Raw genomic sequence first — 15,658 nt, 5'->3', positions numbered from 1 at the left:
GTTTTTAGTTTCTATCTTAAAAACTTATGGATTTACTGTGTAGAAAAACGGAACAAATATCATTACTAAAATAGTAAGTACTGATATTGCTAAAGGTGCGATATAATTTTTTTTATTAAAACGTTCGCTACGTAGTAAAAAGATCAGCACAACAATAGGCATTACAAATGTACATAAAAGAGCTATAAGTGAAGTAAGTTCGTAAATAGCACTTAATACAGGATAATCATAAAGATTTACAATCTTTGTTAAAAGCCAAAAACATAATAAAGCCAATGAAATATATAGAAGTATTTTATTTTTCATAAGAGTGGTTTTTAAAATCAAACCAATATAATAAAAAAAATCTAATATTATTATATAAAAAAAGCATCTCATTGAGATGCTTTTAATTTTTTCAGTCTAAGAAGATTAAGCTTCAAATGGTACAATAGAAACGAAAGATTTGTTATCTCTCTTTTTCACGAATTGTACAACTCCGTCAACTTTAGCATGTAAAGTATGATCTTTCCCCATGTAAACGTTTTCACCTGGGTTATGTTTTGAACCTCTTTGTCTTACAATGATGTTACCAGCAATAGCTGCTTGTCCACCATAAATCTTAACGCCTAAACGTTTCGATTCAGATTCTCTACCATTCTTAGAACTACCGACACCTTTCTTGTGAGCCATGATGTTTGGTTTTTAAAATTGTTAATACTTTCTAGTTACAGATTAAATAGTGATTCCCTCGATTACGATTTGAGTCAATGCTTGTCTGTGACCGTTTTTCTTTTTGTATCCTTTTCTTCTTTTCTTTTTGAAAACGATAACTTTGTCACCTTGAAGGTGCTTTAAAACTTTCGCTCCTACTGAAGCTCCTGTTATAGCTGGGGCGCCTAAAGTTACTGTTCCTGCATTGTCAACTAAAAGAACTTTGTCAAAAGTAACATTTGCTCCTTCTTCAGTTGCCAAACGGTTTACGTAAACTTTTTGGTCTTTGCTAACTTTGAATTGTTGCCCTGCTATCTCTACGATTGCGTACATAACAATTAAATTAAGATTAATTTTTAAGACTGCAAATATACAAAAAATATCTAAAAATCAAATGTAAGTACTTCGTTTTTAAAAAATTAATTCACTCAAATAAAATAATTAAAAAAAATAAGAATATAAATGTAACAAAATCACGAAATTGCACACTAATTAAAAAATCAAATTAATTTAAATCCAAGTTATGAGAAAATCTCTAACGGCTTTAGCGTCTGCACTTTTACTTAGTAGTGTTGCAGTTGCACAAAAAGTTGAGTTTGAAGAGTATACACTTGACAATGGTTTGCATGTAGTTTTACATCAAGACAAATCGGCGCCAGTTGTAGTTACTTCTGTAATGTACCATGTTGGTGCAAAAGATGAAAACCCAGAGCGTACTGGTTTTGCGCACTTTTTTGAACACCTTTTGTTTGAAGGTACAGAAAATATTGAAAGAGGTGAGTGGTTTAAATTAGTAACTTCTAATGGAGGGCACAACAACGCAAACACTTCAGACGACCGTACGTATTATTATGAAGTATTTCCATCGAACAATTTAGAATTGGCTATTTGGATGGAATCTGACCGTTTATTGCAACCAGTTATCAACCAAATTGGTGTTGATACACAAAACGAAGTTGTAAAAGAAGAAAAACGCTTACGTGTAGATAACAGCCCTTACGGAAACTGGATCACAGAAGTTAAGAAAAATTTGTTCAAAAAACACCCTTACCGTTGGGCGCCAATTGGTTCTATGGATCATTTAGATGCTGCTACTTTAGAAGAGTTCCAGGCATTTAACAAAAAATTCTATGTACCAAACAACGCTGTTTTAGTAATTGCTGGTGATATCGAGTTTGCAAAAACTAAAGATTTGATTCAGAAATATTTCGGAGTGATTAAAAAAGGAGCAGTAGTTCCTCGCGTAAACATTCAGGAAGATCCAATCACAAAAACAATTCATGCAACGGCAGAAGATGCTAACATTCAAATTCCAATGTACATCACCGCTTATAGAACACCATCTATGAAAACGCGTGATGCAAGAGTTTTAGATATGATTTCATCATACCTTTCTGGCGGAAAATCATCTCCAATGCAAAAGAAAATTGTTGACGAAAAGAAAATGGCTTTACAGTTGTTTGCTTTTAACTACGCACAAGAAGATTACGGAATGTACTTAATTGCAGGTTTACCAATGGGTGATACTACGCGTGAGGCATTACAAAAAGAAATTGATGCTGAAATTACAAAATTGCAAACCGAGTTAATTTCTGAAAGAGATTATCAAAAGTTACAAAACGATTTTGAAAACCGTTACGTAAGCCAAAATTCAGATTTAGAAGGATTGGCAGAGAACTTGGCTACTAACTATTTATTATATGGCGATATCAATTTAATTAACGAAGAAATCGAAATTTATCGTTCAATTACAAGAGAAGAAATTCGCGATGTTGCTAAAAAGTATTTACAAAGCAATGCTCGTTTATTATTAGATTACGTACCGGCAAAAGAAGATTCAGCTAAATAAGAAAGTAAACAAAATGAAAAAAATATTATTATTCGCATCAGCTTTGTTACTAACTGTTAGTGCCGAAGCTCAAATAAAACGCCCACAACCGCAACCAGGTCCAATGCCTACTGTTAACGTGCAAAAACCGCAAGAGTTTACCATGAAAAACGGTTTAAAGGTAATGGTTGTAGAAGATCATAAATTACCACGCGTAAGCTATATGTTAACTATTGATACACCACCTTATGTAGAAGGTGCAAAAGCAGGAGTGTCAAGTTTAACAAGTGCCGTTGTTGGTAATGGAACTGCAAAAACATCTAAAGAAAAATTCAATGATGAAATTGATTTTTTAGGAGCAAATGTAAACTTTTGGAATACAGGAGCATCTGCAAGCGGATTGTCTAAATACAGTTCTCGTTTGTTAGAATTAATGGCAGAAGGATCATTAAGTCCTTTGTTCTCTCAAGAAGAATTCGATAAATCTAAACAACAAGCTATTGAAGGCTTAAAAGCCGATGAGAAATCTGTTGCATCTGTTGCTCGTAGAGTTAATAATGCTTTGTTATTTGGTAAAGAGCATCCAACCGGAGAATTTGTAACAGAGCAAACATTGAACAATGTTACTTTGGCAGATGTTAAACAAAATTATGCATCTTATTTTGTGCCAGAAACTGCTTATTTGGTAGTTGTTGGTGATGTAAAGTTTAAAGATGTTAAAAAACAGGTTGAAAAATTATTTAAAGACTGGAAAAAAGCTTCTGCACCAGTTGCAAAATATGCTGAACCAACGGAAGTTGCTAAAACACAAATCGATTTTGTTGATATGCCAAACGCTGTTCAATCAGAAATTGCATTGATGAATACCGTAAACCTTAAATTAACCGATAAAGATTATTTTGCGGGATTAATTGCAAACCAAATCTTAGGTGGTGGTGGTGAAGGTCGTTTGTTTTTAAACCTACGTGAAGCACACGGATGGACTTACGGAGCTTATTCTTCTTTAGGATCTGGAAAATATACATCTAAATTCACATCATCTGCATCGGTTCGTAACGTAGTTACCGATTCTGCTGTTGTTGAATTTGTGAACGAATTACATAAAATTAGAACAGAACCGGTTACACAAGCAGAATTAGATCTAGCAAAAGCAAAATACATTGGAAACTTTGTAATGGAAATTCAAAAACCAGGTACAATAGCAAGTTTTGCATTAAGAACTAAAACACAAAGCTTACCTGCAGATTTCTATGAAAACTACATTAAAAACATTCAGGCAGTAACCGTTGCAGATGTTCAGCGTGTAGCAAACAAATTCTTTAAAAAAGATAACCAGCGTATTGTAATTGTTGGTAAAGGTTCAGATGTTGCCGGAACTTTAGATCGTTTAGGATATCCGGTTAATTATTATGATGCTTATGCAAATCCGGTAGAAAAACCAGTATTTAAAAAAGCAGCTCCAGTTGGCGTAACTTCTGCAACAGTAATCGAAAACCATGTGAAAGCAATTGGTGGAGAGAAAAAACTGAAAGAAGTTAAATCGTTAAGCGTTGTTTCTAAGGGATCTATGCAAGGAATGGAATTAACCATGACGCAAAAACAAACCAACAAAGGACAATCTATGATGGTTATTAACGGTATGGGTATGGATTTAATAAAACAGGTAGTAACGCCAACTATGGGTTATGCTTCAATGCAAGGCCAAAGAGAAGATTTAAAAGGTGATGCCTTAAAAGACGCTCAGGCTTCTGCAAAAATGTTCGATGAATTAGAAGATTTAAAAAATGCAGCTTCATTTCAGTTAACAGGTATTGAAACTTTTAACGGCGAAGAAGCGTATGTTTTAAAGAAAGATAAAGAAACGGTATATTACAGCGTAGCTTCGGGATTAAAAATTGCCACTTCTGAAACAATGGAAGCGCAAGGACAAACTATTGTAATGACTTCTACTTATTCAGATTACAAAGAAGTAAAAGGAATTAAAGTTGCTCATACAAGTTCATTGCCATTAGCACCAGGAATGTCGGTAGAATTCAAAGTTTCTGAAGTTAAAGTAAATGAAGGCGTAAGAGACGCAGATTTTAAATAATTACAGAGTACATTATTATACTAAAAACGCCTTCAGAAATGAAGGCGTTTTTTATGGTATTAATTGATAAGAATCGTTTTAAAATCAAAATATATTAAGTCCTCCTAATGGCTTTATTATAAATTGTCATTTACTGTCCAATCTTCGTTATCTATTTCGTGGTAAGTTATTTTAGAAATAATTGCAGTAGCCTCTTCGTCTACATATAAACCGTATCCATTTACAAAAACACCTTTTGCACCGTCTTTAACATTACGCATGGCATATAAAATAGCTTCATCTCCCACATCATTTGAACCAGAAAAACGATAAATTTTATCAATAACCAAATCTTCTATGTTTACTGGCTCTCCGTTTTTAATATATGATTCTTTTACTTCTAATAAATTAAAATCTTCTGTATAACCACGATCTTTAAGTATGCGCATTACCTCTGAAAGCGTTTTTTCGGTATTTCTAATCATCATAATACGGTTTAAAATTAGGTTTTTAAAGTTACTACTTACTTATCTATTTTCAAACTATTATTAAAAAAACAAAAGCTGCCTTTTTACAAGACAGCTTTATTATTAATTAACTTTTTTACGGTTATCGTTAGAATCTCTATCAATTAACTTGTTGTATGGATCAACACCCACTTCAATAGGTTTTTCATTAACAGTGATACTTACTTTATTGTTTATTTTATTGATTAAGTATTTTTTGTTGTACAATTCGTTTTCGTATTCATGTTTGCCTTTTTTTGTTTTCTCTCCAAAAATACCAACTTCTACAAAATCATTTAAAGGATACGATTTTACCTCTTTTTTATCATATTTACCAACTAAAGTACCGCCATTTGCATCTTTATAAATTTGAGTTCCTTTAGGAGAAGTTCGGTATTTTGATACCACAAACGTAATATCTACTTGATATTTACCGTCTTTCAAAGGTTTTACTTCCACTTTATCCACTTTATTGTCATACAACGTTATGGTTTCAAACATATCGGTAATTAAATACTGTAAGTTTGCCGGGGTATTTGCTTTTAAATGATTTACAAACTCAATAGAATTGGTATACGGAGCTTCTTGGAATTTTACTTTAGCAACATATTCTTTCAATATATCGTTAAAACGTTTTTCACCCAAATAATCGCTTATAGTGTACAATACCAACGATCCTTTGTTGTAATGAATATACTGTTGGTTTTCGTTGTACATTAACGGGTTTTCTTCTTTCCATTCGTTTCTTCTTCCTTTTAAATAACCGTCTAAAGCTTCTTTCAGGAATTTACGCATTTGGAATTTACCATATTCTTTTTCTAAAACTTTTAGTGAACTATATTCTGATAACGATTCAGACAATAAAGTTGCACCTTTAACATTGGCGCCAATTACCTGATGAGCCCACCATTGATGCGCCATTTCGTGCGATACAACTGAAAACGGATAATCTACTCCTTCTGGATCGTTTTCATCTACATTTGCAATAAAACCAATTGCTTCAGAGAACGGCATGGTGTTGGCAAACGCCTGTGCAAAAGTTCCCATAGTTCTTGGGAATTCTATAATACGAGCTTGTTGGTGTTGATACTCGCCAAAATTTTCGCTGTAATAAGCCAATGACTTTTTCAAGGCATCCATCATTCGATCTAAATTGTATTCATGGCCTTTATGATAGTAAATTTCTAAATTCAGGTTGTTCCATTTTTCTTTTTTAACTTCATATCTTGCCGAGTTAAATGCGTAGAAATTCAACATTTTTTGATCCATTTTGTAATGGAAATAGTTTCTACCGTCTTTTTGCCATTGTTTTTGGAGATATCCGGGAGCAATTGCTGTTTGATCGCCCGCGGTACTTACCGTTGTTTCAAAAGTAATCCAATCGGCTTCGTTTGATATATAGGTGTTCTTACGTGCTTCAGGATCATCTGTTGCAGCCATACGTTCACGTGGCGGTAAATTGTATTTCTTACGCACATCGTTATCTTGGATTTCTGCTGAATCACTGTATCCAAAAGAAGGAAACATGCCGTTGTTTATAAACGTTCCGTTTTCAATAATCGGTGAACGATCTTTTAACCACGTGTTTTCTTTGTTTTGAACGATCATTTTAATTTTTAAAGAATCGCCCGGGTTTAAAGGTTGATTTAATCGATAAATATCGAAATCCATAACTGTATCGTTTAAAACCTTCTGATAATCGTTACTAAAAGTAATTTCTTTTAAATTTTTACCGTAATTAATAAATAATGAATCAATAGCTTGGTTTGATTTATTTACCATAACGTAGTTAACTACCGCGTGATAATTTCTTTCGTTCGGAAAAATATCCATGTTTACTTTTACATCAACAATACGTGGTTGTTCGTATTTCTCGAATTTTTTGTATTTCTTTTCAAAATCAACCCGTTGTTTTTCATATTCTTGTGCGGTGTAGTAAGGTTCTAATTTTACTGCCTGATAATACAAAGCATAACCTAAACCAACAAAAGCCAACGTAATAATTACTAGCGGAACGCCAATTGGCATTTTAAAACGTTTTGCAAACAATTGTAAGCGTTCTTTTGCGCTTGATAAAATTCCACGACGCCAGAAAAGTAAGGTTAATCCGTATAGAACAAAGCCAAAAAGTAACCAATAAAGTTTATAGTAAAAATAACCACGAACGGTTCCAAATCCATCCATATCAGAATAACTATAACCCGATCCTGAATTAAAATGGAAGACAGCTTGTTCTATTCCTAATTTATTTAATGCACTTGGAAGTAACTGTATAACTAGTGCCGTGATAAAAAATCCTATAAAATAATTTTTGAAAAACGCTTGTATGAATAGTGATAATAAGATTATGATTACATAATCGATCAATTGGAAACCAAAGAAATCTGCAAAGTATTGACCTAGTTCAAAATTATAATATCCTAAATAGGTCTGAATTAAAACTCCTGATAAAATTCCTACTAAAAATACCACACAAACCATTTCAATTAAAGCAATGAATTTTGATAATAGCAAACTCCAATTTGGAACTGCAGTAGCATCAATTAATAAATTCATTCGCGATGATGTAGCGTTGTTCAGTAAAACCCCTGCAAAAAGATAGATTAATATAGATAGAAACAATGCAATGTTACCACTTATGGTTTCAATAATTTTCCACGTAACAGGGTAGGTGTTGGTTCCGTAAAGTTCACCTAAATTAAAAGTTGAAATGGTAATAAAAAGCATAAGGATTATCATTAGTATGATAAAAATCCAGTTCTTAACAATGCTTTTAAATTCAAATTTAGATAAACGGATTGCCGTTTTTAGATTCGAAATGAACGAATAATTGTAAGATACTTTTGGAAGATTAATCTTTATAATGCTTCCAAAATTGTTTTTAGTAACACGTTCTGCTTTTCTTTTTCTACCTATTTTTACTGGTGATTGAGAAAATGAGAATGAAAAATAAGTAACAAATAATGCCAACACACCAACACCTATCCAAATTAAACGGTTGTAAATAATGACCTTGTCTAACGGAATTAGTAATGTGTTCTGTTCATCAATCGTCCAATATTTTGTTACATAAGCTAGCGCTTCATTTCCAAAAGGCTCAAATAAAGCGGCCACAAATTTATCGTCTACTTTAGCTGTTAAACTGCTGATTATACCTGGAACAATCAATAAGATAATTATCAAGATAAAACCGATATATTGGTTACGTGTTAATGTGGTTAACATAAAAATCATAGCACCTATAAAGAAAATATTAGGCAGTACAAAAACCAGGTAACTTTGAAAGTAAGCTGCTAGATTTATAGGGCCTAATAAATCGGGATTTGCAAACGGTAGAATGGTAGCCAATAAAAAACCAAATCCAATAGAAAAAGTAATAACAAAAGTTATTAGAAAACCACTTAAAAATTTCCCGATAAGATATTGAAACTTATTAAACGGATAAGCAAACAACAAGGTGTGTGTATTGTATTTAAAATCGCGATAAACTGTTGTTCCAATAACTACTGGAATAATAAAATTGATGTAAATAGCAATTTGACTTATAATACCATTTATAGCAATAGGCGAATTCATAATGGTATTTGATGTTGTTGTTACATTAAAACCATCAAAATAGCCTGTTACAAACGCCATAATTACAAACGATAGTGCAAAAAAGAGTGTAAAATACAGATAAAACTGCCAGTTTTTAAACCAACGTTTTGTTTCAAATTTAAAAATAGTTCCTAGCATTAATTATCTTTTTTTAATGAAACAAAATAAACATCTTCTAAAATTGGTTTTGCCTGAATAAACGTTTCGTTTGGCTGTGCATCGCTGTACACACGAATGTTCAACGTATTGTCCGGGTTAAAGTTCGATGAAAGAATGTTATGGTTTTTGTTGTATTCGTCAAAATCTGAACGATTAATAATACGAACCCAAATTTTACCTTTTAACATTTCTTCGCCACTTGTAGGTGTACCTTCAAACAAAATTTTTCCGCCGTTTAAAATGGCAATTTCGTTACATAATTCACGAACATCATCAACAATATGCGTAGAGAAAATTACGGTATGGTTTGCACCAATTTCACGTAAAACATTCAAGAAACGGTGACGTTCCGCAGGATCCAATCCGGCAGTTGGTTCATCAACAATAATTAATTGCGGATTGTTTAAAAGTAACTGTGCAATACCAAAACGCTGTTTCATACCGCCCGAATAACCACTTACGCTTTTAGATCGAACATCGTATAAATTGGTAAGAGTAAGTACTTCGGTAATAATTTTTTTGCGTTCGTCTTTTTTGGTTATGCCTTTTAATTGAGCAAAATAATCTAACAAGGTTTCTGCAGACATGTTTGGATAAACTCCGAATTCCTGTGGCAAATAACCTAAAACTCTGCGCAAAGCATTTTTATCTTCTAAAACATTAATGTCGTTAAAAGTTACTGAACCCGATGATGGAGTTTGCAACGTTGCAATGGTACGCATTAGTGATGATTTTCCTGCACCGTTTGGACCCAATAAGCCAAACATACCTTTGCCTATTTCTAAATTTACATTATCTAAAGCTTTAACGCCGTTTTTGTAGGTTTTTGTTAACCCCGAAATTTTTAGACTCATAACCTATTTTTTTATGTTTTTTACTGTGTGAACTTTTTAAGAATGAATTTTAAATGTAAGTACAATTATTTACTTAAATGTTACAAAAGATAGGAAGTTTTTGGTAAGAAGTTTTAAATTGAAGCAATAAAAAAGTGATTATCTGAAATACTGAACAATATATTAATCAATAAATAAATAGCAAGGAAATTAATTATTACGATTTCTTCACATTAAGCTTGTCATTCCGAACTTGTTTCGGAATCGCATTCAGAAATTATTCTCGTGATAAGCTGACACAAGCTTGAGAACTGAACGAAGTTAAACAAGTTTAGCTTGACATTCAGGGTTATTAAATAAAAAAAGGAAAACGTTCGCTTTCCTTTTAATCTGTTTTCTAATATCTATGTTCTAAAAAAACTATTTGATGTATTCAATATCGTTTTGTTCCACTTTTTGATTGTCGAAAAAACCTTGTTCGCGCATCCAGTCATCGCTGTAAATTTTGCTCATATAACGCGATCCATGATCAGGGAAAATAACCACCACATTGCTGTTTGCGTTAAATTCACCTTCAGCATCGAACTGACGAACAGCTTGAAAAGCCGCTCCAGATGTGTATCCAACAAAAAGACCTTCGGTTTTAGAAATTTCGCGTGCGGTGTGTGCGGCATCTTCGTCGGTAACTTTCATAAACTGATCAATCACAGAAAAATCGGTTGCTGTAGGAATCAAATTTTTTCCCATTCCTTCAATTCGGTACGGATAAATCTCATTCGGATCAAATTCATGCGTTTCGTGAAATTTCTTTAAAACCGATCCAAAAGCATCAACACCTAAAATACGGATGTTTTGATTTTGTTCCTTTAAAAATTTTGCCGTTCCCGAAATGGTCCCGCCTGTACCAGAACAAGCGAACAAATGCGTTATTTTGCCGTTGGTTTGTTTCCAAATTTCAGGTCCAGTAGTTTTATAATGTGCATCGATATTCAACTCGTTAAAATACTGATTGATGTAAACCGAACCAGCAGTTTCCTGATGAATACGCTTTGCAGCACTGTAATACGAACGCGGATCGTCTGCTGATACATTTGCCGGACAAACGTACACTTTTGCACCCATTGCCTTCAGCATATCGATTTTATCTTTTGATGATTTAGACGTTACCGCTAAAATACATTCGTAACCTTTAATAATGCTGACCATTGCAATGCTGAAACCGGTGTTACCCGATGTTGTTTCAACAATAATACTGCCCGGTTTTAAAATACCTTTGCGTTCTGCTTCTTCCACAATATGTAAAGCAATACGGTCTTTTGATGAGTGCCCCGGATTAAAAGCTTCTACTTTAGCAAAAAAGTTTCCTTTTAAACCTTGAGATACTTTTTTTAACTTAATAAGCGGTGTATTGCCTACAAAATCTAAAATATTCTCATGCGCCTGGATCTCGTCTTTCATTTTTCTTGTTTTTAGCGATTTTTTTAACCTCGCTAGTTAACGTGGCAAAAGTACTATTTTTTTAATGATTGACAAAAAGTTAAAAAAATTATCCTTTTGAAATATCGTGTAACATGTTTTTTAGATTTAATTTCTTATATTTAACATTTAAACCAAAATATTATGAAGAAAAATACATTTTTATTAATAACTTATTTACTCACAGCGCCATTTGGTATAGCACAAGTTCTTTATACCGAAGATTTTAACAGCTACCCTGCAACACATTTGAATCCCGACTACACTGGTACTATTGCTGGTCAAGGTGATTGGGTGGTACGTAAGTCTAATAATAATTCTACTGTGACGGCAATGGTTACTCCAGAAAGTGGAAAAGGTAATGTACTGACCGTTACAACAAATGACACATCTCCACAAAATATTTCAATTAATCAAGATGACGGTATTTTTAATGTTTTATGGAATAGTCGAACGGCGGGTAACAATGTGTTAAAGCTTGAATATGAATTTAATGGATCAGGAAGCTTTATTGCACGAGGTGGTATTGGTCAGGGTGAAGGCGCATTGGTAAATGGATTTGTTTTTGCTTCAATTAATAATAAATATGAAATTCTATCCTATCATTTAAATTCAGATATACCTACATCAACCTTAAAACAATATGATGCCACTACTTTCCCTTATAATATGTGGATTAAGGCTGAGCTTTTTATTGATTATAATGCAAGAAAGGTTTATTTTTATATTCCCACACTAAATCTTTTTATAGTAGATGTTGAAACAAAATATCTAGCATTAACTAAAATAATGTTTTTCTTGAATAATTTAGAATTAGGAACTGTGGTTAAATATGATAATATTAAACTTACTGCATTGCAAAGTGTGCCATCTTATATTTTAAACGTAAATGAATTTGTATCATCTAAATTTAATATATTCCCTAACCCCTCTACAAATATAGTTAACATAGCCAATAGCGAAAATATATTGGTAGAAAAAATTACTGTATATGATGTTGTAGGAAAACAATTAAACACACAAAACTTTAATAATCAAGCACAAATACAGTTAAATGTAGAGGGTTTAGCAAGCGGTACGTACATGCTTCATATACAAACTAATGCGGGTATTGCTGTAAAAAAAATGATTAAGAAGTGAAAGTTTTTGCCATAGATAATATTAAGAAAAACCCTTTCAGATTTTAAAATTTGAAAGGGTTTTTCTATAAATTGAAATGAATGTTACTTCTTAATTCCTTCCAAATCTAACAGAAAGGTAAATTCTTTGGCTACTTCTTTCAGTGCTTCAAAACGACCAGATGCACCGCCGTGACCGGCATCCATATTGGTATCTAAAAGCAATAAATTTTTGTTTGTACGCATTGCACGCAACTTGGCGATCCATTTTGCAGGTTCCCAATATTGCACTTGCGAATCGTGAAAACCTGTCGAAATATACAAGTTAGGATAATCTTGCGCTTTTACGTTATCGTAAGGCGAATAAGATTTCATGTAATCGTAATACTCTTTTTCGTTCGGATTTCCCCATTCATCATATTCTCCGGTAGTCAACGGAATAGAATCGTCTAACATGGTAGTAACCACATCAACAAACGGAACTTGAGCAATAACACCGTTATAAAGCTGCGGAGCTTCATTTATAACCACACCCATTAACAAACCACCTGCGGATCCGCCTTCGGCATACAAATGTTGAGGTGAAGTATATTTTTGATCGATCAAAAATTTAGAACAATCAACAAAATCTGTAAACGTATTTTTCTTTTTAAGCAGTTTTCCGTTTTCGTACCATTCTCTGCCCAAATCTTCGCCACCGCGAATATGTGCAATGGCGTAAATAAATCCACGGTCTAACAAACTTAAGCGAACCGTAGAAAAATAAGGCTCCATCGTTGAACCGTACGATCCGTAAGCGTATTGAAGTAACGGATTTGTTCCGTCTTTCTTCAAATCCTTTTTGTAAACCAACGAAATTGGAATTTTAGTTCCATCGGCAGCAGTTGCCCAAACTCGTTCTTCGGTGTAATTTTCTTTGTTGAATTTTCCACCTAAAACTTCCTGCTCTTTTTTAACCGTTTTTTCTTTGGTACGCATATTAAAATCAATCACCGACGAAGGTGTTGCCAAAGATTGGTATCCATAACGAAGAATTTCGGTGTCGAAATCTACATTGGTAGTGGTATAAGCTGTAAACGTTTCGCTTTCAAAAGGTAAATAATAGGCTTGTTCAGGATTTTGCCAAGGCTGAATTTTAATGTGCGATAAGCCGTTGAATCGTTCAGAAACCACTAAATAATCCTTGAAAATATCAATTCCTTCTAACAAAACATCTTCACGATGCGGAATTAAATCTTTCCAATTTTCTTTAGTTGTAGCCGTTTCGGGCGTAATCATTAACTTAAAATTAGTCGCTTTATCTTTGTTGGTCACAATATAAAAATGATCGTTGTAATGCGAAACCGAATATTCCAATCCGCGGGTACGTTTTTGAAAAACGCGGAATTTTCCTTCGGGATTTGATGCTTCTAAAATTTGATATTCTGATGTCAACGTACTTTCAGAACCTATAAACAAATATTTTTTAGATTTTGAACGATAGATATAGGTATTAAAAGTTTCATCTTTCTCTGTGAAAATCAATTCGTCTTTCGCAACGTCGTTTCCTAAAGTATGTTTAAAAATTCGGTCGGCACGCAGCGTTTGCTCGTCTTTCCGAGAATAGAACAGCGATTTGTTATCGGCTGCCCAAGTGCTACTTCCTGTCGTTTTTTCAATTTTTGTAGGCAAAATTTCGCCTGTTTCTAAGTTTTTAATCTGAATGGTGTATTCACGGCGAGAAACAGTATCCACTCCAAAAGCAGCAAATTTATTGTCGTCGCTAATGTTTAAACCACCTAATTTAAAGTACGCATACCCTTGAGCCATTTGGTTACAATCGAACAAAATTTCTTCGGCTGCATCTAAGCTGCCTTTTTTACGGGTGTAGATTGGGTAATCTTTTCCTTTTTCAAATCGAGTTAAATACCAATATCCGTTGTAAAAATAGGGAACTGAAGAATCGTCTTCCTTAATACGGCTTTTCATTTCCTCGAATAAATCTTCCTGAAAATCTTTGGTATGTGCCGTTAACGTATTGTAATAGTTGTTTTCTTCTTCAATATAATTAATTACTTCGGGGTTTTCACGTTGGTTTAGCCAGTAGTAATTATCGGTGCGAACATCGCCATGTTTCTCTAAATTAGTAGGATTAATCTTGGCAATGGGTTCTTTTATAGTGTTATTCATTTTAGTATTTGTTGTTGAACATGCAATTGCAAAAATACTACAAAAAGCAAGCATAAAAGTATTTGATTGTTTCATAAATTAAAATTAGTCATGTTAATTGAATTTGATATTTTTGTAAAAAATAAATATAAGAATATGTTTGGAGATTTAATGGGCATGATGGGAAAATTACAAGATGCTCAAAAAAAGGTTGAAGAAACAAAGCAACGTTTAAACACGGTGCTAATTGATGAACAAAGTGCTGATGGTTTGTTGAAACTGACCGTTACAGCTAACAGAGAAATAAAAAATTTAGAAATAGCCGAAGAGTTATTGCAAGATAAAGAGCAGTTAGAAGATTATTTGATTTTAACATTGAATAAGGCATTGAACAGAGCGGGTGCGATTAATGAAACTGAATTGGCTGCGGCTGCAAAAGACGGTATGCCCAATATTCCAGGAATGGATTTATTTAAGTAGTATGAAAAAGTTATTTTTACTATTTATGGGTGTTGCTGCGATGGTTTCGTGCAACAGCGATAAAAAATTGGGAAATACTCAGATAACTGGCGAAATTAAAGGGTTAAAACAAGGAACTTTATATATTCAGCAGTTAAAAGATAGTACGTTGGTTACTTTAGATAGTATTGTTTTAAAAGGAAAATCGACTTTTGAAACGGGTTTTGATCTTAATGAACCTGAAGTGCTGTTTTTGGGATTGAACCGAGGAACATCGCAGTCTATGGACAACCTGATTTTGTTTTTTGCCGAACCGGGAAATTTAAAAATCAACAGTTCATTGGATCATTTTTCTGCTGACGCGGTTATTGAAGGATCTAAGAACCATGAACTCTATTCGAAATATTTGGATTCGAGAAAAACATTGAGTCATAAATCAACCGATTTGATTAAGGCTATTATTCTTGCTCAAAAAAATGATTTATTACATAAAGCAGATAGTTTAGAGCAGGTTTTAAACAGAAACAATCGTATGCAATATTTACACGCTGTAAATTTTGTATTAAAAAATAATACTTATGAAGTGGCGCCTTATATTACTTTAACCGATGTAGTGCCTGTAAGTAATAACAAATTAGATACGATATACAAAAGTTTTACCCCAGAAGTAGCTCAAAGTAAATACGGTAAAATTCTAAAAGAATATTTAGAATTGATTAAGAAGCAGTAAAGGTCTGTTTGTTAAATATATAAAGTTTGTCATGCTATAAGCA

At 33.2% G+C, this 15,658-nt stretch carries 13 protein-coding genes; 5 read left to right on the top strand and 8 right to left on the bottom strand.

Going from position 1 to position 15,658, the window contains the following annotated elements; translation table 11 throughout:
• Window positions 1-24: 24 nt before the first annotated feature.
• The 3 genes from EG242_RS07815 to rplU all read right to left on the bottom strand — a co-directional run bounded on the left by EG242_RS07815 (window position 25) and on the right by rplU (window position 1,026).
• Window positions 25-306, bottom strand: a complete 282-nt coding sequence (locus tag EG242_RS07815) for a hypothetical protein (RefSeq protein ID WP_124899333.1) — start codon at window positions 304-306, stop codon at window positions 25-27.
• Window positions 307-411: 105 nt separating this feature from the next.
• A complete protein-coding gene (rpmA, locus tag EG242_RS07810) occupies window positions 412-672 on the bottom strand; it encodes a 50S ribosomal protein L27 (protein ID WP_091522933.1) in 261 nt (86 codons plus the stop codon).
• A 42-nt stretch (window positions 673-714) separates the two neighbouring features.
• Window positions 715-1,026, bottom strand: coding sequence for a 50S ribosomal protein L21 (gene rplU, locus EG242_RS07805; RefSeq protein ID WP_124899332.1), 312 nt, complete (start codon window positions 1,024-1,026; stop codon window positions 715-717).
• 190 nt (window positions 1,027-1,216) lie between these two features.
• Here rplU and EG242_RS07800 point away from each other — a divergent pair, with 190 nt between their 5' ends.
• A complete protein-coding gene (locus tag EG242_RS07800; protein WP_124899331.1) occupies window positions 1,217-2,542 on the top strand; it encodes a M16 family metallopeptidase in 1,326 nt (441 codons plus the stop codon).
• A 13-nt stretch (window positions 2,543-2,555) separates the two neighbouring features.
• A complete protein-coding gene (locus EG242_RS07795) occupies window positions 2,556-4,610 on the top strand; it encodes a M16 family metallopeptidase (protein WP_124899330.1) in 2,055 nt (684 codons plus the stop codon).
• Between the two features lie 116 nt (window positions 4,611-4,726).
• On the opposite strand, the gene EG242_RS07790 is transcribed toward EG242_RS07795, so the two are convergent.
• The 4 genes from EG242_RS07790 to EG242_RS07775 all read right to left on the bottom strand — a co-directional run bounded on the left by EG242_RS07790 (window position 4,727) and on the right by EG242_RS07775 (window position 11,142).
• Entirely contained in the window at window positions 4,727-5,074 is a 348-nt protein-coding gene (locus tag EG242_RS07790) for a hypothetical protein (protein WP_235831888.1), read from the bottom strand.
• 105 nt (window positions 5,075-5,179) lie between these two features.
• Window positions 5,180-8,830, bottom strand: a complete 3,651-nt coding sequence (locus EG242_RS07785) for a M1 family aminopeptidase (RefSeq protein ID WP_124899329.1) — start codon at window positions 8,828-8,830, stop codon at window positions 5,180-5,182.
• Window positions 8,830-9,705, bottom strand: a complete 876-nt coding sequence (locus EG242_RS07780) for an ATP-binding cassette domain-containing protein (protein WP_124899328.1) — start codon at window positions 9,703-9,705, stop codon at window positions 8,830-8,832. The genes EG242_RS07785 and EG242_RS07780 overlap by 1 nt, the downstream gene beginning before the upstream one ends.
• 399 nt (window positions 9,706-10,104) lie before the next feature.
• Window positions 10,105-11,142 carry a PLP-dependent cysteine synthase family protein gene (locus EG242_RS07775; protein ID WP_124899327.1) on the bottom strand — a complete coding sequence of 346 codons (1,038 nt, stop codon included), beginning with the start codon at window positions 11,140-11,142 and terminating at the stop codon, window positions 10,105-10,107.
• Between the two features lie 162 nt (window positions 11,143-11,304).
• On the opposite strand from EG242_RS07775, the gene EG242_RS07770 reads away from it, so the two are divergent.
• A complete protein-coding gene (locus tag EG242_RS07770; RefSeq protein ID WP_124899326.1) occupies window positions 11,305-12,300 on the top strand; it encodes a T9SS type A sorting domain-containing protein in 996 nt (331 codons plus the stop codon).
• An 83-nt stretch (window positions 12,301-12,383) separates the two neighbouring features.
• On the opposite strand, the gene EG242_RS07765 is transcribed toward EG242_RS07770, so the two are convergent.
• The gene (locus tag EG242_RS07765; protein ID WP_124899325.1) at window positions 12,384-14,447 is read right to left on the bottom strand and encodes a S9 family peptidase; all 2,064 of its coding nucleotides are present in this window, start codon (window positions 14,445-14,447) and stop codon (window positions 12,384-12,386) included.
• A 135-nt stretch (window positions 14,448-14,582) separates the two neighbouring features.
• Between EG242_RS07765 and EG242_RS07760 the strand changes: the two genes are divergently transcribed.
• Both EG242_RS07760 and EG242_RS07755 read left to right on the top strand, forming a co-directional pair.
• Complete coding sequence (locus tag EG242_RS07760; protein WP_124899324.1) at window positions 14,583-14,906, top strand: YbaB/EbfC family nucleoid-associated protein; 324 nt, start codon at window positions 14,583-14,585, stop codon at window positions 14,904-14,906.
• Between the two features lies 1 nt (window position 14,907).
• Complete coding sequence (locus EG242_RS07755) at window positions 14,908-15,615, top strand: DUF4369 domain-containing protein (protein WP_158608855.1); 708 nt, start codon at window positions 14,908-14,910, stop codon at window positions 15,613-15,615.
• Window positions 15,616-15,658 lie beyond the last annotated feature (43 nt).

Source organism: Paenimyroides viscosum (assembly GCF_003858535.1).
GTDB lineage: Bacteria > Bacteroidota > Bacteroidia > Flavobacteriales > Flavobacteriaceae > Flavobacterium > Flavobacterium viscosum.
The sequence above is the reverse complement of the archived record's forward strand: the minus strand, read 5'-3'. Positions and strand labels throughout refer to the sequence as shown.